The sequence below is a fragment of the Paenibacillus qinlingensis genome (genome assembly GCF_013204845.1).
Taxonomy (GTDB): domain Bacteria; phylum Bacillota; class Bacilli; order Paenibacillales; family NBRC-103111; genus Paenibacillus_E; species Paenibacillus_E qinlingensis.
This window is the reverse complement of record NZ_JABMKY010000002.1, coordinates 70460-94107: the sequence shown is the minus strand read 5'-3', so window position 1 is coordinate 94107 and position 23648 is coordinate 70460. Positions and strand designations below refer to the sequence as shown.

Below are 23648 nucleotides of genomic sequence, written 5' to 3'. Positions count from 1 at the left end.
CTGATCTCCGGAGGGGCCAATGGTAACTAATACGGATAAAATTTGTCAAAGAGCACGAGAACTCGCATTACAGCATACGCCAACGTTAAAGCGAATCCAACCCAAATACATATGGAACCAATTTGAGAAGAACATAGAGAGTTTAAGGGATTTTGTACTATCGTTGCAAAACAGTCCCGCAAGTTGTGCATTACCCGCAGAAGAGTGGCTGCTTGATAATGCTGAATTTATTGAGGAACAAGCAATAGAAGTAAAGTCTAATTTCTCCAACCGCTCTTTTGATTACTTACCTTGCTTTCAAAAGAAGGGGATTTTACGAATCCAGAGTCTTTGTGAAGATTACTTGGAGCAAGTTGACGGTATACTCGATGAGGAAACCATCGTTTCCTATATGAATGCTTATCAAGAAGTATCCGCATTGAGACTTTCTGAAACCTGTTCCATCTCACTCATACTAAGGATGACTTTAATTGGAAGGCTATCCGAAACGATGGCACTTGTCCGGGAACGTCGGGAGGTTTGCGTAGAAGTTGAACGTTTACTTTCAAGAATAGAACCTTCCAAGTTAAATCCAGAGACGATTAACGCAGTATTAGAAGATGCAGAGCAAAAAGTTCCACTATCAGGCCCATGGATCGTTCATTTGATTAGTCACTTGCGGGAGTGGGCAGAGGATTCCGCGACAGTTCGGGAATGGTTAGTTTGCAAATTGGAGAATAGTTCAATTGAAGTGGACCGCATTGTATCATATGAGCATCAACTTCAGTCCGCTTTTCAGGTTAAGGCAGGTAATTTGATCAGTAGTTTACGAAAAAATGAGCGTATGGATTGGAGTAACCTATTCGAGCGCATTAGCTTGCTAGATCAAACACTTCGTCAAGATTATTCGGGTGATTATTCCCTACTTGATTCCAATAGCAGGAATGAGATCCTTAATCGAGTTGAAGAGTTAGCACGCCGTATGCGCATACCTGAAAACTTGATCGCAAGTCAGGCAGTAGCTCTTTCGAAGGAAGAGAATGAACAGTGGGACAAGAAAAAAGAGAAGGCAGATGACTTACCACGATCAACGTTTGTGGCTTATTTTTTATTTGAACCAGCTGGAGTTAAGAAATTGGAGCATTCCTTACAATCATGCAGAAAGACTCGCCAAGTGCGGGGAACTGGGATTGTAAAGGGAGCAACTGGTACCTATTTATCACTCCTAATCGGATTGTTCTCGGTTGCACTATTGGCCTCTTCAATTTGGATTGCTGGAGATCGTGGCTTAACTCCTGTGATGTGGGTAGTTGTTTTACTTATGCTTTCCCTTCCTGTAAGCGAATGGGTCATTACTTGGCTTCATTTTGGCATTGAGCGAATGATACGCCCCCGGCCTTTGCTACGTTATGATTATTCGAATGGAGTACCTTCGACTGCAACTACGATGGTTGTTATTCCGGCGATCTGGTCCACACCAAAGGAAGTGGAAGAACTTGCTGATCGTCTGGAAATTCATTATTTGGCCAATCGCGATCCAAACATCCATTATGCTCTTTTAGGTGATTTTACTGATGCAGCACAGGAAAAGCTTCAGGAAGACGATGCGCTTGTTGCCTTTACCAAAGAAAAAATTACGAGACTCAACCAGATGTATGCCATCCCAGGAGGAGCTTCCTTTCATTTTTTCCAGCGGCGAAGAAAGTGGAACCCTGCTGAGGATGTATTCATGGGATGGGAACGGAAACGCGGGAAATTGGTGGAGTTTGTCGAGCTGCTGAAAGGAAGCAAAGAGACGAGTTTCGATTTCATGTTAAGTGAAACCGTCGATTTGCCGCCAATTCGCTACATAATAACATTGGACGCAGATACACAACTTCCAATGGGAAGTGCACAGAGGATGATTGGTACGTTGCATCTTCCATATAACAGACCGCGCTTAAATCAAGCGCGAACGAGAGTCGTTGAAGGATACGGTGTCTTGCAACCGCGGATAGGAACTAGTTACGAGTCGGCTATGCAATCAAGGCTTGCATACATTTGTTCGGAGCCAGGCTTGGATCCGTATGCTTTTGCTGCTTCAGATCCTTATCAGGACGCAATGGAGCAGGGTATTTTTACGGGAAAAGGTATTTTTGATGTGGATACTTTTGCAGAGTTATTATGCGAACGTATTCCTGAAAATACAGTGCTTAGCCACGATTTGCTCGAAGGAGGATTCCTGCGAGCTGCTCTGTTATCAGATGTTGAACTAATCGATAACCACCCGTCGAAGTTTCTTGCCTATCAGAAGCGGATGCATAGGTGGGTACGTGGAGATTGGCAGCTGCTCTGCTGGCTTTTCCCACGTGTATGCGACCGGCGGGGAACATTAAGCCCCGTTGATCTGACCGCTATTACGCGTTGGCAAATGATCGATAACTTACGCCGCAGTTTACTTCCAATTGCTTATTTCGTCCTCTTAGCACTTGGTTTAAGTGTTCTGCCTGGTTCAGCAGTAGGTTGGTTTGTTTTCATTCTAGCAACGATGCTTTTGCCGATTATCCGGCAACTGTTTCACTTGAAGACCATTATTGTACATCCGCGAAGGGCGTTGTCAACGACATTATACGTCTTAATGAATATGTTGACGTTACCTTTTCAAAGTGCAGTTCTGCTCGATGCGATCATAAAAACCCTGTACAGGGTTTCGATAAGTAAACGTCGTATGCTTGAATGGACCAGTTCTTCTCATATTGAAAACAATCAGGGGAAACAACAAGGGTTGCTTCTAGGAACTCGTGGCGGATATGGATTGATTATCCTCTTTGCCTTAGCTGTAGCGATACAGCAGGAGACCTCGCAAAAATGGATGGGTTTCACGCTATGTTTGCTATGGGCTTTAGCTCCTCTGACTGTTCGCTGGCTGGACCAGCCACTTGCACATGAAAAGCTGCAATTCACGCCGGAGGAAGAGGACCAAATGCGTGTATTGGCTAAGCAAGTTTGGACATTTTATGAAGATTATGCCGGTCCTAAGGACCACTTTCTGCCACCGGATAACGTGCAAATGGATCCTCCAAATGGCGTTGCACATCGTACGTCTCCAACCAATATTGGTTTTCTGCTAACAGCTGCACTAGCTGCTCGGGATTTCGAGTTTATTGATACACCTGCGCTTGTGGAGCGTTTAGAACGGACTGTGGGCACGATCGAGAAGTTAGACAAATGGAACGGACATCTTTATAACTGGTACGATACCCTTTCACTAGGTGTACTACCGCCAGCCTACGTTTCAACGGTGGACTCGGGTAATTTCGTGGCCAGTCTAATGACGGTCAAGCAAGGGTTGGCCCATTGGCTTAAGACTGATTTCAATATGGGTAAACAAACGTTTCCGTCAGTTATTGGCAACAAATTAGGGTTAAATGTTGAGTTTGCCGTTGATCTAGATCAAACGAGCCCTGAAGAAATGACGTACATTGGACTAGAAGATCAACATGCTGATATGGATATGAAGGATAACAGGCACTCGTCTAATCAAGCGGCCTCAAGTGATTGGCTAGCCCTCGGCTACAAGCTAATCGACCGTATCGAAACTTTGATTATAGAGACCGATTTCAGACCGCTTTATGACTATAAAGCCAAACTATTCGTTCTAGGTTTCCATGCTTCATCGAACCAGCGGGATAATATTCTCTATGACCTATTAGCTTCCGAGGCCAGAGAGACTAGCTTTGTTGCAATTGCACTTGGGCAAATATCAGTGTCCCATTGGCTGGCCCTCGGCCGGACAGTAAAGAGGCAAGGGAACCACACAACTCTAGTTTCGTGGTCAGGTACAATGTTCGAATACTTGATGCCGAGCCTGATTATGCGTTCCTATCGGAACACGATCTGGGAAAGTACGTATCGAGGTGTTGTGAAGCGACAAATTGAATACGCTCGTGAACGAGGTGTTCCTTTCGGTATTTCGGAATCCGGTTATTACGCGTTTGATTATCAGATGAATTACCAATACCGGGCATTCGGTGTTCCAGGCTTAGGCTTCAAACGTGGACTTGAAAAAGATTTGGTTCTGGCGCCGTATGCGACAGTCATGGCACTTCCATTTGCATTACGTGAAGGGTTGACCGATTTACTGCGAATGGAGAAACTAGGCGCGCGTGGCCAATATGGCTTTTACGAGGCCATTGATTTTACCCCTGAGCGTATGCCAGAAGGTGATACTTACAAGATCATCCGAAGTTTTATGGCTCATCACCAAGGAATGAGTTTGCTGACGCTTGCGAATGTACTCCTGCCGAGTAAAATGTATGATTACTTTCATCGCGATAAACGCGTACAGGCGGCGGAACTGTTGTTGCAAGAGCGAATTCCTCCACGGGATTCTATCATAAATCGTGAATTATCAGGGCAGTCAAGGATCGAAAAACCGAAACCGGCACATATTGTCCCTTTGCGTGAATATGACTCCGCCGATACAGCTGTTCCTGAGGTGAATGTACATTCGAATGGGTCACTCACGACGATGATCTCTAATAGCGGCAGTGGATTCATTCGGTTTGAAGAGATGGATGTAACGCGTTGGCGAGAAGATCCGGTTACGGACAACTGGGGTAGTTATATATACATTAGGGATGTCACTTCAGATAAGGTATGGTCCCCGACTTTTCAACCATGTCGCCTGTCATCCAACAAACAGCGGGCGCAGTTCTCCCAAGAGCGATCCACGTTCTTATGTGAAGAGGAGGATGTACACACAATACTTGAAATCTGCGTATCGCCTGAAGTGAACGCCGAAGTCCGACGGTTAACCATTTCCAATAAGGGAAGTGAAGTGCGGATCATCGAGGTAACGACGTTTCTCGAAATCGCCTTAGCGCCTCACGATGCGGATAAAGCGCATCCGGCTTTCACCAAATTGTTTATTGAAACGCAATTCGAAGCTAATGCTGAATGCCTGCTTGCTCGCAAACGTCCTCGGGACGGTGGAGAGAAATCCGTGTGGGCGTTCCATACGCTAACGACTGGCGACAAGCCACTTGGACCTGTGGAATTTGAGACAGATCGTGCGCGGTTTATTGGCAGGGGATATACGCTATCCAGACCAAGTGGCATTGCAACCCGTCTTGGCAGCACGGTTGGATCGGTGGCCGATCCGGCATTTATTATGCGGCGACGTTTAACCCTACAGCCTGGCGAGCAAGTTGAATTGACAGCTCTAACGGGAGTAACAGAGTCGAAAGAACAAGCGATTGATATTGTGCAGCAGTTGTCCCATAAACAACAAATCGAGCGATCTTTCCAGCTTGCTTGGACAAGGAGCCAAATTGAAATACAGCATTTACATATCACGATTGCAGATTTGACTGTTTTTCAATTGCTTGCGGGTTGTACGCTTTATTCAGCTCCGCTTCGTCCAGAGCGGGAGAATGGGATCGCTGTTAACCCAAAAGGACAGCAAGGACTTTGGGCGTATGGGGTCTCTGGGGATTTGCCGATTGTTATGATCCGGGTCTCAGATACGATGAATCTAGCTTTTATAAACAAGCTTATCATTGGATATGAGTACTTGCGTCATAACAGGTTGTTCATCGACCTTGTGATTTTGAATGAATCCGTCGAAGGGTATCAACAGGAATTACAAGAAGCCCTTCGGCGAACGGTAGAACAGATCGTTGGCGGACAAGGTTCAGGGAAAGGGGGCGTACACGTCCTGCCCGCTTCTCAAATAGGGGATGGTGACAAGTCATTGTTATTCGCGGTATCCCGTATTGTGCTGCGAGCCGATGGCCCAAGTCTAAAAGCCCAATTAAAAGCATCTGTTCCGAGCCCTACTCCGGTAGAATCGATTCCAATTACGGCATCACCAAACCGTTTTGCGTCTCATAAGGTCGTCGATTCGAATGATCTTCTCTTCTTTAATGGTTGGGGAGGCTTTACAGCAGACGGGCGCGAGTACCACATCATAATAAAAAATGGTAACTACCTGCCAGCACCTTGGATTAACGTGATGGCTAATCCGAAATTCGGATGTTTGACATCAGAACTATATACAGGGTATACATGGTGGCGGAACAGCCGCGAATGCAAATTAACGCCATGGTCGAACGATCCCGCCATCGACCAACCAGGGGAAGTATGCTACTTACGGGATGAAGCAAGTATGGAGTATTGGTCGTTGACACCAGCCCGCGGGCAAGCAACTTCCAGCTATAAGGTCGTATATGGTCGTGGCTATACGCGATATCATCATGAAAGTCATGGTCTCCTGCAAGAAATGACCGTCTTTGTACCGCTGGAGGATCCCGTCAAAGTGATCAAATTGCGATTACAAAACACAACATCCGAGCAACGGGAAATATCGGTCACTTATTATGCCGAATGGGTGCTTGGTGTGCACCGTGAAGGAAATGCTTCGCACATCGTCTCGGAATGGGATTCAGAGAATGAAGTACTGATGGCACGTAATACGTATCAAGAAAATTTCCGGGATGCGACCGCCTTTCTAGCGATGCATCCGCAGATGGAAGCTACAATGCCAAATATGGCAATGACTTGGACATCGGACCGCTTGGAATTTATTGGTCGTAACGGCACGCTGGAACATCCTGCGGTCATGAACCGCCTTCACTTGTCTGGAGCGATCGGTCCTTCGTATGAGGGGTGTGGAGCCATTCAAAACAAAATGGTCATTGAGCCCAACACGGAGCAAATCGTCTACATCTTGCTTGGGTGCGAGGATTCTCGTGAATCAGCAGCTCAGCTTACACAAAAGTATAGACAAACACTTGTATGCGAGCAGGCTTTTGAGGATGTGAAAGAGTATTGGGACAATACAATGAGTACGATTACCGTCACCACGCCTTGCCCTGAGATGGACATCATGCTGAACAACTGGCTGCTCTACCAGACGTTGTCCTGCCGGATGTGGGCGCGCTCCGCATTTTATCAAGCAGGTGGGGCTTACGGTTTCCGCGATCAACTGCAGGATTCACTAGCGCTGCTCCATGTCCGTCCTGAGCTCACACGGGCGCAAATTTTACTTCACGCCAGTCACCAATATGAAGAAGGCGATGTCCAGCATTGGTGGCATGAGGAAACGCACCGCGGCATCCGCACCCGCTTTTCCGATGATTTATTGTGGCTGCCCTATGCTGTTGTCAGGTACATGGAACATACCGAAGACGAGAGCTTATTGAACGAAATTGTTCCATTTCTTCGAAGCGAACCTTTAAACGAGAAGGAGCATGAACGGTATGAGCCGACCGTGTTGTCCGAGCAAAGTGGCACGATCTTAGATCACTGCTTGCGTGCGCTCGACCGGGGTTTACGGTTTGGTGAGCATGGGCTGCCGTTGATCGGAATTGGAGACTGGAACGACGGAATGAGTCGTATTGGCGCTGAAGGACGAGGTGAAAGCGTGTGGCTCGGCTGGTTCTTGGGAAGTGTTTTGAAAGGAACAGCCGATTTGTGTGAAGATCACGGTGACCAAGAACGAGCAGCAAATTATCGTCAAATATATGACAAGCTTGCGAATTCACTGAATGAAGAGGGATGGGACGGTCAATGGTACCGACGAGCTTTTACCGATCATGGACAATGGCTCGGTTCCATCCACAATGCGGAGTGCCGGATTGATGCGATCGCGCAATCATGGTCCGTGATCTCTGGAATGGCGCAGCCTGATAAAGCTGTGCAGGCTATGCGTTCATTCGATCGCGAGCTTGTGGATCGAAGCTTGTCCGTAGCGCATATTCTGTATCCGCCGTTCGATCAAACGGATCCAAGTCCAGGCTACATTCAGGGTTACCCTCCCGGGATCCGTGAGAACGGAGGCCAATATACACACGGCGTAATCTGGAGTATCATTGCTTGGTGTGGACTTGGTGAAGGCGACAAAGCTTTTGAACTATTCCACATGTTGAACCCTATCATGCATACCAAAACATCATCAGAGGTTCGTAAATATGTGGGTGAGCCCTACGTCATGTCTGCTGACGTCTATACAGAAGATCCTCACAAAGGGCATGCTGGATGGACATGGTATACAGGAGCTTCAGGATGGATGTACCAAGCAGGAATTGAATGGATTCTCGGCCTGCGCCGTAGAGGAGAACGATTGTTCATCCGCCCAAGTATACCAAGAGAGTGGCCTGAGTATGCCGTAATCTACCGTTTCGGAAACTCGGAGTACCACATTTCTGTCAAAAATTTATCGCAAAAGTCAAGTGGTGAAGCTACGTTATTGATTGATGGAAAGGTAGCCGAGATGCAAGAGTTCACAACCGATGACGGTCCTTTCGTCCAATTAAATGACGATAGTAAAATCCATCAAATCGTACTGTCACTATAAAAATCTGTCTTACTTAAAATAAGCCATCGATTTATCGATGGCTTATTTTGGTATGAACAAATGTGCATTGGGGTGGGTTTCTGGGAAATTTTATGAATTGACGTAAATTAATTAATTATAGTAACATACAAAATGTAAGAAGCTTTAATTTTTGTTGAATTTGATCCAATACTCATTTTCAATAAATTTCTGCTTTTTTATTCAAAAAATAGGAATGTGAATTCCAAAATTATAATGAAAGAAGGAATATTTTATGTCAACATTATTGTATATTACTGCACATCCAAATGAGAGCGAGGCTTCTTATAGTTTAGCCGTTGGTAAGCAATTTCTTGAGGCTTATAAAGCAGCTAATCCGGATGACGAAATTAAACATCTTGATCTATTTAAAATGGATATCCCACGTCTTGATGCAGACGTATTTAGTGCTTGGAGCAAATTGGGATCGGGCACACCTTTTGACCAATTAACGAATGCTGAGCAATCAAAAGTTAGCCGACTCGGCGAGTTAGTGGATCAGTTTGTGGCGTCAGATAAATATGTATTCGTAAACCCGACTTGGAACTTCTCATACCCTCCTGTGATGAAAGCTTATATTGACGCTATTTGTGTTGCTGGGAAAACTTTTAAATATACAGAGAATGGCCCAATCGGCCTGCTCGAAAGCAAAAAAGCCATTCACATTCAAGCAAGTGGAAGTGTACTATCCCCTGGTTCTGCTTTCGCTGATTTTGAAGTGGGTCATCGCCATTTAGACGTCATTATGAAATTCCTAGGAGTTCCAACTTTAGAGACTGTTTATGTAGAAGGTATGGCCGCGGCTCAGGATCAAGCTCGTCAGATTAAAGAGGATGCTATCGTACAAGCTTGGAAGCTGGCAAAAACATTCTAAGTATTGAAGGAGTCATAATGCTATGATGCAATTTATAAAAAAAATATTCGGTTCCTCGAAGAGTAATGACAGGAAAGAGAAAGTCTTGTATATTACAGCTCATCCCAATAAACAAGATGCTTCGTACAGCATGGCTGTGGGGGCTGAATTTATCGAGAGTTATCTTCAATCGCATCCTTTGGATGAAGTAGTTCATCTTGATCTTTATAATTCGGATATCCCGAACATCGATGGTGATGTGTTCAATGCTTGGAGAAAGCTGGGTGACGGCGAACACCTAAACCAAGAAGAGAAAGCCAAAATTGACCGTTTGAACGAACTCGTCGAACAATTCGTTGCAGCCGATAAATATGTATTTGTAAATCCAACATGGAATTTTTCGTATCCTCCTGTATTAAAGGCGTATATTGATTCTATCTGTGTAGCCGGTAAAACGTTTAAGTATGTTCCTGACAAAGGTCCAGTTGGCTTATTAGACCAAAAAAAAGCAGTTCATATCCAAGCAAGCGGAAGCTTTTTGTCGCCTGGTTCGGTGATGGAGAGTTTTGAAATGGGCCATCGCCATTTGGATGTCATTATGAAATTTCTTGGTGTTCCAAGCTTTGAAGCGATTTTCGTTGAAGGCATGGGTGCGGCTTCTGATCAATCACAAGAGATAAAGGCTAAAGCTATCCGAAAAGCACGTGATTTAGCAAAAGCATTTTAAAAAAAGCAATAACGACTTCGATGAATAATCGGAGTCGTTATTTTTTATGTACGGGAAGCTTAATATGTAATTAAATGAGTGTTTGAAGCTATGAGCTAAGACGTAAGCCATTCATGTGGTCTATGTCTATTATGAAATATATTAATTACTTATATAGTAACTAATTATAGTATAGTGATATTAAGCAAAGCATACATGGTTTATGACATAGATAAACGTCAAATAATTTATGTTAGGAGATAAAAATATGATGCACTATTTTTTTTCTGATAAAGCTCATATCTTTTGGGACGATGTGATTGAAGCCGCTGTGCTACGTTGGAATTCTACAACTCAGAATGAAGATTTCCGTGAGCCACTGGATAAATTAATTGAACTGGCAGTTATAAAAGAAGCCAAAAAAGTTTTAGTTGATAAAAACCATAGATTTGTATCAGAAGAAGACACTGAATGGTTCGCTAAAGAGTGGCTTCCTAAACTCTTGAATGCGGGGATTCAATATATGGCTATTGTTACTCCAGAGAATACCCTTACGAATATTGACATGAGTCAAACATTCGTAAGGGATACACCAGAATTAAGCTACCATGATTTCGAGGATGTACACAATGCAGTAGGTTGGTTATCTGGTATTCCTGCGTGATAGGTTAATCCATCTATTGAACCAGTTCAATAAACTTGTTTACTGCATTGGAAATCGGCATGTTACGCATAATCATAATACCAACGTGTGAAGGTGGTATCAGCACGTCTAATTGAATCTCGAAGAGAGTTCCTTCTTCCAGTTCTTTCGCTACGAATTCCCTGGTCACGTAGGAGATTCCGAGCCCTTTCCGAGCTAATTCAATGAGAAGATCTACACTTCCAACCTCGATTTCAGGTTTGATGTGATGACCATAGCTATGAAATAATTCCGTAATGGCCATGCGAGCTCGGCTATTCCGTGAGAATAGGATGATTGGGTATTGGAGCAACATATCGAGAGATAGTACCACATTTTGAAGCTCGGAATAAAGAGATCCTGCAACAAAGCAATCTTGAAGCTGAAAGCTTTCTCTTACTTCAAGCTGGGGATCGGAAATTGGCATACGAACGACGCCTAAATCAATTTCCCCTTCTTTTAAAAGAGCAATAATCTCCGGGGTTGTTCCGTGATTAAGATGAAGTTTGATGCCAGGATATTGCTTATGAAAGTTTTCCAAGTGTTGAAGTATGTAATGCTTGAACAGAGAATCACTCCCGCCGATTCGCAGTTCGCCACTGTCTAGATTTTTAAGTGCAGCCATTTGTTTTTCAGCGAGAGCAATTAAGATCTGAGATTTCTCAATATAGGAATACAGGACCTCACCTTCTTGCGTGAGAACAACCCCTTTGGAGTTACGGTTAAACAACGTAATACCAAAGCTGTCTTCCAGTTGTTTGATGGCGTGGCTGACGCTAGGTTGGGTGAGGAACAAGACTTTGGCAGCTTGGGTTAGGCTTCCTGTCTTCGCAGCCCAATAAAATACTTTGTACAATTCATAGTTATTATTCATAAAATTTGGGCTATAACTCCTAGATTGATTTAATGGATATATGAAACATTATAGTTGAGCTGCGTAAAAGAAACCAGCGAAGGAGAGATTAACATGGAGCCAGCAACGTTTGTATTATTTGGAGCTACAGGGGATTTAGCCAAAAGAAAAATTTACCCAGCTTTGTATCAATTGTTCATCGATCAGAAACTACCTTCAAACTTCTCCTTAATCGGGCTTGGTAGAAGAGAAGTATCTCATGAAACATTTCAGGCGAATGTAGAGCAATCTCTTATTACATTCTCCCGAAGTGAAGTGAAAGATGCTGATACCATGAAAAAATTCTTGCGTGCATTCCGTTATCACGTTCTGGATGTTGATCGCAAAGAAGATTACACGAAGTTGCTGCACTTTGTTGAAGATCGCGAGGCAGAACTTAACTTAACGCCGAATCGGATGTTTTATTTGTCTGTTGGACCTGAGTTTTTTGAAACAATCGCAACAAATATTCATGAAAGCGGGCTTGGTTCAGCGAACGGCTGGAAGCGTCTGGTGATCGAGAAACCTTTTGGCCACGATTTGTCTTCCGCGAGACAATTGAACAACAAGTTAAACGGAGCATTCAATGAGACTGAAATTTATCGAATTGATCATTACTTAGGCAAACCTATGGTTCAGCAAATGGGGAAACTTCTTCACGCTGCTCTTTCTGAGCAAGACTTACGAACACGAAGTATTGCCAGTGTTCAAATTTCGGCAAACGAAACATTAGGTGTGGAGGAGAGAGCTGGATACTACGATCATGCAGGTGCCATACGCGATATGTTTCAGAATCATATGCTTCAAATACTTATGATGTTAACGATCGAATTGCCCAATCGAAGCTCAGTAGATGAGGTTGGGGAGCTTAAAAGGAAGGTAATGAAGGCGTTAAAACCACTTGACAAAATGGATGTTACTAAACATATAGTTCGCGGTCAGTATGGTGCTGGGGAGATAAAAGGGGAGAAGGTTGTCAGCTATACAGATGAACCGGGAATAGCCTTGGATTCTCAAAATGATACTTACATTGCAGCTAGACTACAAATCGATAACCCGTTTTGGAAGGACACGCCCATCTACATTCGAACAGGCAAGCGATTAGAAGAGAAAGTGACGAGAATTGTTATCGAGTTTACATCTGAAGGTCCGTTAAAAGATCTTTTGATTATAGAGATCGGTTCCAACGAAGGCATTTTCTTTCAAAGAAGCCTGACGGGTAAGGAACGTTCAGATGACCGTAGTTCTGATCGGAGACAAGTAAGCGTCATGAATGAAGGTGTTCGAGATGCTTATGAAAAACTAATCCACGATGCGTTAATAGGTGATAAAACCTATTTTGCCCATTGGGATGAAGTGGAATTGTCGTGGGAATGGGTACAGCCAATAATAGACGCTTATCAGGAAAACCTTCTACCCCTTCATATCTATCCAGCTGGATCGTACGGACCAAATGAATCCGATAAATTGCTTGCAATTGACGGCTTCCATTGGTGGTTCGATTCCAAAAACGCATCGACTGACGATGCAATAAAAGGAGAGTTCTATGCTTATGAATACAACGCTTGATCAATTATCCGTGAATACCATTCGCACTTTATCCATCGATGCTATCAATAGGGCGAATTCAGGACATCCTGGACTGCCAATGGGCGCTGCCCCGATGGCATACTCATTATGGGCAAAACATCTAAAGCATAATCCATTCCATGCACAGTGGTTTAATCGTGATCGATTTGTATTGTCGGCAGGACACGGTTCTGCACTCCTTTATAGTATGCTTCATTTGTCGGGATATCAGGTGTCGCTGGATGATCTTAAACAATTCCGCAAACTTGAAAGTAAAACGCCTGGTCATCCGGAGTTTGGACATACCGATGGTGTTGACGCGACGACGGGTCCACTGGGACAAGGAATTGCAATGGCCGTAGGGATGGCAATGGCTGAAGCTCATTTGGCTGCGAAATTTAACAAAGAAACTTTCCCGGTCGTCGATCATTACACGTATGCACTTGTTGGAGATGGTTGCCTGATGGAAGGTATCTCGTATGAGGCGATGTCGATGGCTGGACATCTGAAGCTCGATAAACTGATTGTTTTGTATGATTCTAATGATATTTCATTAGATGGAGAGTTGAATGTTTCCTACTCAGATAATGCAAAATTGCGAGCGGAGTCTGCGAACTGGCAATACTTGAGGGTTGAGGATGGCAATGACATCGCGGAAATCACGAAAGCGATCGAATTAGCCAAGCAGGATTCCACACGTCCTACCTTAATCGAAATAAGGACGATCATTGGGTACGGAAGTCCCAAGGTTGCAGGAACGAATAAAGCCCATGGAAATCCGCTAGGGGCCGAAGAAGCCAAAGCGACGAAGGATTTCTATGGTTGGCCGCATGATGAATTTACAGTCCCTGAGGACGTACAAGCTCACTTTGATAATTTGAAGCATCTTGGTCAGTCCAAGGAAGCAGAATGGAACCAACTGCTGGATTCTTATAAACAGTCTTATCCAGAGCTTGCTCTTGAACTTGAGAATGCCATAAAAGGTACGGTACTGATCGAAGCTTCCGATATTCTGACATTTGATGAATCGAAACCCATTTCGACTCGTGTAGCCAGTGGGAATGCGATCAATCATTTTATGAAACATGTGCCATCGTTATTCGGAGGAAGCGCGGATTTATCGCATTCTACGATGACAGATATCATTGGAGAAAAAACCTTTGGTGTCCAATCCTATGAAGGACGAAATGTATATTTCGGGGTACGTGAGCATGCGATGGGTGCAGCGGGCAACGGGATGGCCTTACACGGAGGCGTTATCCCTTTTGTAAGTACATTCTTCGTCTTTAGTGATTATCTCCGGCCTTCCATTCGGTTGGCTGCCTTGCAGAAACTGCCGATTATTTATGTATTCACACATGATTCAATTGCGGTCGGCGAAGATGGACCAACGCATGAGCCTGTAGAGCACTTGGCTGCACTAAGAACAATCCCTGGTCTAACCGTTATACGGCCGACCGATGCCAATGAGACAGCGAGCGCGTGGGCTTATGCTTTGCAGAACAAGAATGGTCCAGTAGCTCTTATTTTAAGTAGACAAAACCTTCCGGTTTACGGTTCGACGAAAGCAAATTTAGATGAAGTTAGGAAGGGTGCTTATATCTTAACGGAGACCAATGCTCAACCTGATCTCATTCTCATCGGAACTGGATCGGAAGTTTCGTTGGCTGTGAATGCAAAAAGGGAATTAGAGAAGGATAATATTTCAGTCAGAGTAGTAGCCATGCCAAGTATGGAACTGTTTGAACGCCAGTCAGCTTCTTACAAGGAAACTGTGCTTCCTTCTACCATAATCAAACGTGTATCCATTGAAGCAGGTATTTCATTGGGTTGGGAACGTTATGTAGGTTTGCAAGGACAAATAATCGCTATCAATACTTTTGGTGCATCAGGGTCAGGCCCTGAAGTCATGGCATATTTCGGTTTCTCCATAGAAAATGTCGTTCAGCTCTCGAAGGATCTACTCAGTTAATCTTAATGAACTAACTGACTCACAGTTCAAAAAACTAATTAATTTTATGGAGGTAATTTAAAATGAAACTTTTCATCGACAGCGCGAATGTAGTGGATATTAAAAAAGCATACAAAGTGGGTGTTCTGTCTGGCGTAACGACGAATCCATCCTTGGTGGCAAAAGAAGGCGTGAAATTCGAGGATCGCATCGAAGAAATTCTAAAATTAGTACCTAAAGTCGAATCCGTTTCTGCTGAAGTTACACCGGATGCTGTTACGGCTGAAGAAATGATTGCTCAAGCAGAAGAGCTCATCAAGATTAACAATTACGATAAGAATATTACGATTAAATTGCCAATGACTTTAGATGGTTTAGAAGCTTGCCGTTATCTAGCCGATAAAGGTATCAAAACGAACGTAACCTTGATCTTTACCGTCAATCAGGCTTTATTGGCTGCTCGAGCTGGCGCCACCTATGTTTCGCCATTCTTGGGTCGACTTGATGACATATCGGAAGACGGCGTACAATTAGTTGTCAAAATTGCAGAGCTATTCCGAATCCACAATTTAGATGCACAAATCATCGCCGCGTCAGTACGTCATCCTGATCATGTCACACGCGTAGCCATGGCAGGAGCGCATATTGCAACAGTACCATTCAGTGTCATTGAACAAATCTCCAAACATCCGTTAACGGATCAAGGACTCGAGAAGTTCGCAGCCGATTGGAAAAAAGCAGTCAAAGGCTGATTTGACATCGAAATATCAGGGAGGGTATAACAATGAAAAAACAGCAAATTGGCGTAGTAGGTTTGGCCGTAATGGGTAAAAACTTGGCTCTAAATATTGAAAGTAAAGGGTTCTCGGTAGCTGTATATAATCGTTCACCAGAGAAAACGAATGAACTCGTGGAGGAAGCGCAAGGAAAAGATTTTATTGGCACGTATACTATCGAAGAATTTGTCCAATCACTCGAGACGCCGCGCAAAATATTGATTATGGTAAAAGCGGGAAAACCCACAGACGATACCATTGATCAGCTTGTGCCTTACCTCAGTCAAGGAGATATACTCATCGATGGTGGGAATGCCTTTTTCCCTGATACACAAAGAAGAAATAAAGACCTGCAAGCAAAAGGATTTCGCTTTATCGGTGCTGGGGTATCAGGCGGAGAAGAAGGAGCCCTTAATGGTCCTGCGATTATGCCTGGCGGGCAAAAAGACGCATATGAACTGGTCGAGCCCATTTTAACTGCCATTTCGGCCAAAGTGAACGGCGATTCATGTTCGACTTATATTGGAGAAGATGGCGCGGGGCATTATGTCAAAATGGTACACAACGGCATCGAATACGGAGATATGCAGCTCATCGGCGAAGCGTATCACTTACTAAAGGATGTACTGAATTTAAATACAAACGAACTGCATGACATTTTTACTGAATGGAACAATGGCGAGCTGGATAGTTATTTGATCGAAATCACAGCTGATATTTTCGCTAAGACCGATCCGGATACTGGCAAACCTATGGTGGATGTCATTCTCGATTCAGCAGGTCAAAAAGGAACGGGTAAATGGACGAGCCAAAGCGCATTAGATTTGGGAGTACCACTATCCATTATTACTGAATCCGTATTTGCTCGTTTCATCTCGGCTATGAAAAAAGAACGTGTAGCTGCTAGCAAAAGATTAAGTGGTCCTGCGACATCCAGCTATGAGGGAGATCCTAAGGAATTTATCGAAGCGGTTCGCAAAGCTTTGTATACCAGTAAAATCGCTTCTTATGCGCAAGGCTTTGCGCAAATGAGAGCAGCTTCCGATGAATACAATTGGAATTTGAACTATGGTAACATCGCGATGATATTCCGAGGTGGATGTATTATCCGTGCAAGATTTTTGCAAAATATTAAAGATGCTTATGACCGAGACCCTGCTCTTAAAAACCTGTTATTAGACGAATATTTCGGTGAAATCGTTAAAAACTACCAGGATGCTTGGAGAAAAGTCATATCGATTGCTGTAACCAGAGGGATTCCTGTTCCTGCGTTTGCTTCCGCATTAGCTTATTACGACAGCTATCGTACAGAGAGACTGCCAGCAAATTTGCTTCAAGCTCAAAGAGACTATTTTGGGGCGCATACGTTCGAAAGGCTTGATAAAGAGGGAAGTTTTCATTTTCAATGGATGGAAAAAACGGAGTAAGCAATTGGTTTCTTACTGTTGCTGCAATGACTGTTAAAGAAGGTGCCTCTCGCTATTATCATAGCTTGAGGTACCTTTTTTTTGGAATTAACACGAACACACGTTCTTTACGATTACATCAGTTAGCAGTATAATTAACATTATTTAAAACTTATATGGAGGACTAATATGGCTGTTATAGAAGTACGGAACTATGGAAAGATAATTGAAGAATTAGCGCGGTTTAAGGAACTTGATGAACCTCGATTCCTCGAACCGATAAGTGAAGGCAAATGGTCTGCAAAGGAAATAATAGGTCATCTATTTTATTGGGATAAATTCATCTTGGAGAAGCATTTCCCATCTATGAATCAAGGAGCTGTATTAATCTCCTTTCCAGACCATGATGAGCATAATAGTGAGGCTATTCAATATATCAGTGCATATCAAACAACTGGCTCTTTAATTGAGGATTTTGTTGAGAAAAGAAGATTGTTGATTGAAATGATGTCTGGAATTGAGAGTGATGTGATATTTACTATTGGTTCCGAGAATCATCAATTTACAGTTGCAACCTATCTCAACATATTTATTGACCACGACAACCATCATCTCAATCAAATAAAAGTAAGATTGAGTTAGAAGCAAAAGTTCAAGGTACGAGAACGTTTGTTCGATAACCCATATCAAACATAATTAAGAAGCCTCTCAGACTTTAGGAGTCGAGTAAGAGGCTTCTTTTCAATTCAGTTCGACATTATTCACAAGCTGGCAGAGCGTAAGTATTGCCAGGTGATGGGCCTAATCTGTAGGAGGAAACCCGGGAAAGAAATTAAACTAAAAATAGAATAACGAGAAAGGAGCTTACCTGTTTAGGTAGGCTCCTATTTATTTTCTCCCCAGAAAGTATGTAATTTAAGAAAAATTTAATATATACCCCACTTTTAATTAAAAAGTTATTCTTATACTTATCTGTAGCTGCCTTAACATATTCAGAAACAGGTGATTTATTATTGAGAATATCCTCGGGGGAACGCAATTAGCTTTCATGTTGAAAAGAATATTGAAAGGGCTGGATGTCCTTATTTTGTTGCTGCTGCTCATCTTAATGATTATTAGTATTTTCTGCATCTACAGCGCAACACGGACTACTCCAGATTATTCACAATCCTATATTAAAATGATGTATTTTTACGGTTTAGGATTTATGTTCTTATTTATTATGCTATTTATTAACTATAAGATCTTATTGCGTTTTTCACCGATGTACTATTTCATTGGGGTGGGACTGCTGGTCTTATTATTTTTTAAAGGGGATACCATTAACAATGCTCAGGGGTGGTTCATTCTTCCTGGAGGGATTGGCTTTCAACCGGCAGAGCTGTGTAAGCTCATTTTAATCTTGTTTTTATCGTATTTTCTATCCAAAAGAGAAGTCGAGACACTTAGCCTGTTCAAGGACATACTGCCAATGGGTTTAATAACATTAGTTCCTTTTCTCTTGGTTCTAATGCAACCAGATCTCGGTAATTCCATTGCTTATTTGGTTATTTTTATTGTTGTCTGTTGGTTCGGGCACATTAACTACAAGCATGCTTGGATAGGCCTAGTAATTATGATAATCGTAAGTGGAAGCTCCCTCTGGAGCTATATCGAATATCATGACGAAGTAAAGCAATTCATGGCGTCCAAACATAAAGAGTACTGGTTGGATAGGGTGGATGCTGTCCTTCTGCCAGAGCAAGCTTCTGAAAAAGCAACATATCACATGAAACAATCAGTCAAAGCAATCGGATCAGGCTCGTTAGAAGGAGATGGCTATCTTCACGGAACTTCAGTCCAGAGTGGTCAGGTTCCATATACTTATGCAGATTCCATATTCGTTGTAGTAGGAGAAGAATTTGGATTTATAGGAGCATCTGCGTTGCTTTTCCTTTATTTTCTTCTCATTTATCGAATGATTACTATCGCACTTAACATTCGCAGCCAAACAGGTATTTATATCATTGGTGGAATTTCCGCTATGTTTTTGTTTCAAGTATTCGAAAACATCGGGATGCTGATCGGTATCATGCCTATTACGGGAATCACCCTTCCTTTTATTAGCTATGGTGGCACCTCGTTGTTGATTAACATGGTATCGATAGGCTTTGTTCTTAGTATCAAAATTTATGATGACATAGATGTTGACGATATTATAAAACGTTGATGGAGCTCTCTTTTTATTTGCTATCGACCGTTATGGCCATAAGGAACGCTGTTTCAAAAAAGACATATTGGCTTTAATAGGAAGTAGTCCATAAGAAAAGGAGTGTTTGAAATGTCAACTATACATACACTATACGTCTCTGTATCCAACAAAAGTCTTGAATGGAAAGCTTCTATGAATGAACAGCTTGAGGTCTCCGGAACAGAGGAAGAGCTCGAAAAGCTACGTCAAATGCTTGAACAACTAAAACGAGACGATGAAGTGACTCAATTCAGAGCTCCAATTCCGTATAAATCCGCCGATCACGATAAAGCAACGGATCAATTTAACGATGATCTGCTTAAACTCTATCAATTCATCTACGTTTTGGGAACTGACAAGACGAAGGCTCATATTCATGATATGAACATACTTCATAAGCTGCAAAATACCGATTATGAAGATCCCGGCTACGAGCGTTAATTGGATCCATCCAAAATTTTTGAAAAATGGCCTTTCATTGAAAAGGCCATTTTTTAACGCGTTACTGTTTGTTGGAAATAACTTGATCAAGGAACTTATCTGCATCACTATTAAATTTCCAAACAACACCAAATTTATCCGCTAGCATTCCGAAGCAGGAAGACCAAGGCATTTCTGATAACGGCATGATCACATAACCACCTACAGACAAATTGGAAAAGTATTTTTCCAGTGTTTGTTTATCATCCATAACGATACTAATCAGTATATTGTTGCCTTTAACTAACTCGCCCGTTACACTTTTCATTGAAGGCAGAAGATCAGACATCATGACTTTTCCACCTGCAAATTCGATTGAAGATTCCATGATCATATTTAATTCATTTTCTGGCAATGGATAGTTCGGATCTTGGGGGAAATCGCTGAATTTCACCTTTTTTACCTCGATCGCTTGTAAAGCCTCCGAATAAAATTCAATCGCTTGTTCTGCAATTCCATCAAAATTTAAATATGTAATAGCTGACATAAAGTTTTACCTCCTTCTTGTGATAAATGTAGTATAATCCAGAAAAGGTGACAGCTGTATGTCACCGTTCTTTGAATAAAAAGAGCAAAAGTGGGGGAAGTATGGACAAGGTTGAGAGATTAATTTCTATAATCATGATTTTGCTGAAAAAAGATGTCGTAACAGCAAATGAATTCGCACAATTATTTAATGTTTCCAAAAGGACGATTCTTCGTGATATGGAAACACTGAGTTTATCAAACATCCCGATCTATGCTATCAATGGAAGCAATGGTGGATATTGCATGATGGATGAATACAAGGTTGATAAACGCCTTTTAAGCAACTCCGACTTGGAGAATATATTGACTGCGCTCGGCGGATTGGAACAAATTCTAATTAGCAATGAAATTGAAGTGACCATAAAAAAAATAGAAGCCATGGTTCATCCATTGTCTCCGAAAGGTTCAATCCATCTGTCATTTTATGAGTGGGAGGGGCGGTCTGAGATTCTTCAAACCTTGAAATTATGCCAAGAATCGATATTAAAGAAACGGTTAGTTTCATTTGATTACTTAGATAAAAATGGCACCATTTCATCTAGAATTGTCGAGCCATACTTACTTCATTTTAGCGAAACGAGCTGGTACTTAAAGGGATTCTGTTTACATCGTCAGAGCAATAGAACATTTAAACTATCCAGGATTGATCAATTTCATATGGATGAAAACACATTTATCCCTAGAGATTATTCATTGGAACAAGAACATGAAGCAAGTTACCAACCGCAATTAGTCGCTATTAAAGCGTTTATTTCGCCTAGCATAAAAGATCAATTCATAGAAAGGTACGGTCGTAAGAGTATTGAAACCTATAGTTCTGACTATTTCTTAGCCACCATCCATGTTCCTCAAAACAGTGTTGGCTTTCAATTTTTAGCAAGCCTCGGTACAAATATAGAAATCTTAGAGCCTCAAACATACGTTGAAGAATTTCGTAATTATTTAATTAGTATGGTGGAGAAATATTCTTAAAAAATTCCTATTGGGAATTAGCTATTATCCATTATATGGTATAATACTATCTAATCTAAATAAGCTGAACCCATCCAGTTAGGAGTGACTGAATGAATTCCAACAAAAAGCTAATGATTCTAGTAAAAATTTGCTTATTGATGTTCACTTTTCTGCTTATAAGTGCATGTAGTCAAACTGAAAAATATGAAACCATTGAGGTTTTTACAATAGAAACACTTGATGATAATCAAAATGATAAAGGATTCTTTGAACAAACGGGGTACAAAATAGTGAATGCAATAACCACAACTGAGGAAGGAAAAACCCATAGGAAATCTGATATTAAATCTATTGAAGATTTTTATGATATGGCAGGTAATTATTTACAAACAGAAATCATCCATTCCTATTCAAACCAATCTAAGCTGTTGCTCACTATACAAGGGAATACCTTAAAAGAAACAATTCAAGAGCCCTCAACAATCCTCATAGCTCCTGAGAATGCAAGGAATATGAAAGTAAATAATATGACGCAGGAAGAAAAAGTACAGGTAAAAGAACATCTGTTAGCATTCATGGAAAAACTGTAACAATGAATTGGAGAAAATGGTTAGCTCGAAAAACTTTAAATGTTGAATTGGTTATAAGAAAAGAGACTTGAGGTGTAATATGAATAAGAAAGCGTTAAGTATCATTTTCCTTGTTATTGGCGGCCTTGCGCTGCTGCCTTATCCTTTCTTGATGATTGGGAACATCATGCAGATAGCTGGTGTTCGATCTGATGGCGATAGCGCCCTGATATTATTCGTCGTATATACTTTCGTGGTCGTATCTAGCTTGTATTTGATTACGTATTTGGTGTGTTTGATTCTCGCTATCGTCAAGCGAAAGCAAAGAATCTTACTGATTTCGGCCATTCCACTTATTCACCTTCTCTTGGTTTTTGCGTTGCTTTTGGTTTGGTTCTTATTTGAATAGGAAAATCAGAGGGAGTGCAGCTATGGTTAACTGTCCTTATTGTGAAATTTCCAATGATAACAGTCATGAAGTCATAATTAGCAATGACTTTTGCATGTATACTTTGCTTAAAGAACAAGAGATTAAAGGGGCTGGCATTATTGTCCCAAAAGCACATAGGGAAACAGTTTTTGACTTAACTCAAGATGAGTGGAATGCGACATATCAATTATTACACGAAGTTAAGATGTATTTGGATCAAAATTACAAACCTGATGGCTACAATGTCGGATGGAATTGTGGATATGTAGGGGGGCAGCATGTGTTTCATTCACATCTACATGTGATTCCTAGATATGCGAATGAGAAAATGGCGGGAAAAGGGATTCGGTACTTATTTAAAAATAATCAATAAATAGACGGCTCTATTACTTTCAACTACTGTTAAGGCTTATACTGAATGATTCACAGTGGCAAAGACCGTTATGATTTCTTACATATCTTAGGTATTAGTGACCTAAATGTTGAATAAATACGAAAAAAAAGAAGTCGACCATCTTGTTGGTCGACTTCTTTTTTTTCTATTGTGCGGTTAGGATTTGTGGACCTTCAGCCGTGATAGCGATCGTATGCTCGTATTGGGCGGCGAGCTTGCGGTCCAGTGTCCGCGCGGTCCAACCGTCTGGATCGATTGTCATGTAATAGGTGCCTTCGGTGATCATTGGCTCGATCGTGAACACCATGCCTTCCTTGATACGGAGACCTTTGCCGCGCTTGCCGACATGCATATAGTTTGGCGCCTCGTGCAGGTCTCGGCCGATGCCATGCGCGAGAAGGTCACGCACGACGCCGAATCCGTTCGATTCGGCATGCTGCTGGATAGCACTCGTCACGTCGCCGAGTCGATTGCCGGGCTGAGCCTGCGCGATGCCGAGATCAAGGCATTCTTTCGTGACGCGCATCAGCTTCTCGGCTGTCGGCAAGATCTTCCCGACCGCATAAGTCCAGGCTGAATCGCCGAGCCAGCCGTCGAGCTCCGCGACCGTGTCAATCGTCACGATATCACCCTCCTCAAGTGGCTTATCTCTAGGAAAGCCATGCGCGATCACGTCGTTGACGGAGGCACAGGTCGCATATTGATAGCCCTTGTAGCCCTTCGTGTAGGGCTTGGCGCCGTGCTTCAAGATAATGTCCTCGAAGATGCGCTCAATCTCGTTCGTCGTGATTCCTGGTTTGATGAGCGGGGCGATCGTGCGATGGCATTCGGCCACTACTTGGCATGCCTTGCGGATAGCCTCGATTTCATACTTGCTTTTTAAGATGACCATA

The 23648-nt window shown here is 42.4% G+C and carries 18 protein-coding genes; 15 read left to right on the top strand and 3 right to left on the bottom strand.

The features are described 5' to 3' along the window. The first annotated feature begins 19 nt into the window (after positions 1 to 19). The 4 genes from HQN88_RS04000 to HQN88_RS03985 all read left to right on the top strand — a co-directional run bounded on the left by HQN88_RS04000 (position 20) and on the right by HQN88_RS03985 (position 10558). Positions 20 to 8317: a glycoside hydrolase family 94 protein gene (locus tag HQN88_RS04000; protein WP_173108954.1), complete on the top strand. Its 8298-nt coding sequence runs from the start codon at positions 20 to 22 to the stop codon at positions 8315 to 8317. Between the two features lie 253 nt (positions 8318 to 8570). Next, positions 8571 to 9209, top strand: a complete 639-nt coding sequence (locus tag HQN88_RS03995) for an FMN-dependent NADH-azoreductase (protein ID WP_173108953.1) — start codon at positions 8571 to 8573, stop codon at positions 9207 to 9209. Positions 9210 to 9231: 22 nt separating this feature from the next. Then, entirely contained in the window at positions 9232 to 9915 is a 684-nt protein-coding gene (locus HQN88_RS03990) for an FMN-dependent NADH-azoreductase (protein WP_274320482.1), read from the top strand. 247 nt (positions 9916 to 10162) lie between these two features. Next, positions 10163 to 10558: a peptidylprolyl isomerase PrsA gene (locus HQN88_RS03985; protein ID WP_173108952.1), complete on the top strand. Its 396-nt coding sequence runs from the start codon at positions 10163 to 10165 to the stop codon at positions 10556 to 10558. 13 nt (positions 10559 to 10571) lie between these two features. Here HQN88_RS03985 and HQN88_RS03980 read toward each other — a convergent pair whose 3' ends face one another. Next, the gene (locus tag HQN88_RS03980) at positions 10572 to 11450 is read right to left on the bottom strand and encodes a LysR family transcriptional regulator (RefSeq protein ID WP_173108951.1); all 879 of its coding nucleotides are present in this window, start codon (positions 11448 to 11450) and stop codon (positions 10572 to 10574) included. Between the two features lie 93 nt (positions 11451 to 11543). Here HQN88_RS03980 and zwf point away from each other — a divergent pair, with 93 nt between their 5' ends. From zwf to HQN88_RS03945, 7 genes are all read left to right on the top strand, one after another. Continuing rightward, on the top strand, positions 11544 to 13037 hold the full coding sequence (zwf, locus tag HQN88_RS03975) for a glucose-6-phosphate dehydrogenase (RefSeq protein WP_173108950.1): 1494 nt from the start codon (positions 11544 to 11546) through the stop codon (positions 13035 to 13037). After that, a complete protein-coding gene (gene tkt, locus HQN88_RS03970) occupies positions 13021 to 15009 on the top strand; it encodes a transketolase (protein ID WP_173108949.1) in 1989 nt (662 codons plus the stop codon). Before zwf ends, tkt begins: the two co-directional genes overlap by 17 nt. Positions 15010 to 15071: 62 nt before the next feature. Next, complete coding sequence (gene fsa / locus HQN88_RS03965) at positions 15072 to 15740, top strand: fructose-6-phosphate aldolase (RefSeq protein ID WP_173108948.1); 669 nt, start codon at positions 15072 to 15074, stop codon at positions 15738 to 15740. 32 nt (positions 15741 to 15772) lie between these two features. Beyond that, positions 15773 to 17191, top strand: a complete 1419-nt coding sequence (gene gndA, locus HQN88_RS03960; RefSeq protein ID WP_173108947.1) for an NADP-dependent phosphogluconate dehydrogenase — start codon at positions 15773 to 15775, stop codon at positions 17189 to 17191. 168 nt (positions 17192 to 17359) lie between these two features. Further along, a complete protein-coding gene (locus HQN88_RS03955; protein WP_173108946.1) occupies positions 17360 to 17812 on the top strand; it encodes a DinB family protein in 453 nt (150 codons plus the stop codon). 406 nt (positions 17813 to 18218) lie between these two features. Further along, a complete protein-coding gene (locus tag HQN88_RS03950) occupies positions 18219 to 19379 on the top strand; it encodes an FtsW/RodA/SpoVE family cell cycle protein (protein ID WP_173108945.1) in 1161 nt (386 codons plus the stop codon). A 111-nt stretch (positions 19380 to 19490) separates the two neighbouring features. After that, a complete protein-coding gene (locus HQN88_RS03945; protein ID WP_173108944.1) occupies positions 19491 to 19841 on the top strand; it encodes a hypothetical protein in 351 nt (116 codons plus the stop codon). A 61-nt stretch (positions 19842 to 19902) separates the two neighbouring features. Here the strand turns inward: HQN88_RS03945 and HQN88_RS03940 are convergent, their stop codons facing one another. Next, on the bottom strand, positions 19903 to 20367 hold the full coding sequence (locus HQN88_RS03940; RefSeq protein WP_173108943.1) for a VOC family protein: 465 nt from the start codon (positions 20365 to 20367) through the stop codon (positions 19903 to 19905). A gap of 101 nt (positions 20368 to 20468) precedes the next feature. Here HQN88_RS03940 and HQN88_RS03935 point away from each other — a divergent pair, with 101 nt between their 5' ends. The 4 genes from HQN88_RS03935 to HQN88_RS03920 all read left to right on the top strand — a co-directional run bounded on the left by HQN88_RS03935 (position 20469) and on the right by HQN88_RS03920 (position 22734). Beyond that, entirely contained in the window at positions 20469 to 21380 is a 912-nt protein-coding gene (locus tag HQN88_RS03935) for a helix-turn-helix transcriptional regulator (RefSeq protein ID WP_173108942.1), read from the top strand. 92 nt (positions 21381 to 21472) lie between these two features. Next, positions 21473 to 21952, top strand: a complete 480-nt coding sequence (locus HQN88_RS03930) for a hypothetical protein (RefSeq protein WP_246320040.1) — start codon at positions 21473 to 21475, stop codon at positions 21950 to 21952. Positions 21953 to 22031: 79 nt separating this feature from the next. After that, entirely contained in the window at positions 22032 to 22340 is a 309-nt protein-coding gene (locus HQN88_RS03925; protein WP_173108941.1) for a hypothetical protein, read from the top strand. 22 nt (positions 22341 to 22362) lie between these two features. Further along, positions 22363 to 22734, top strand: a complete 372-nt coding sequence (locus tag HQN88_RS03920) for an HIT family protein (RefSeq protein WP_173108940.1) — start codon at positions 22363 to 22365, stop codon at positions 22732 to 22734. Between the two features lie 166 nt (positions 22735 to 22900). Here the strand turns inward: HQN88_RS03920 and map are convergent, their stop codons facing one another. Then, positions 22901 to 23647, bottom strand: a complete 747-nt coding sequence (gene map, locus HQN88_RS03915; RefSeq protein WP_173108939.1) for a type I methionyl aminopeptidase — start codon at positions 23645 to 23647, stop codon at positions 22901 to 22903. Position 23648 lies beyond the last annotated feature (1 nt).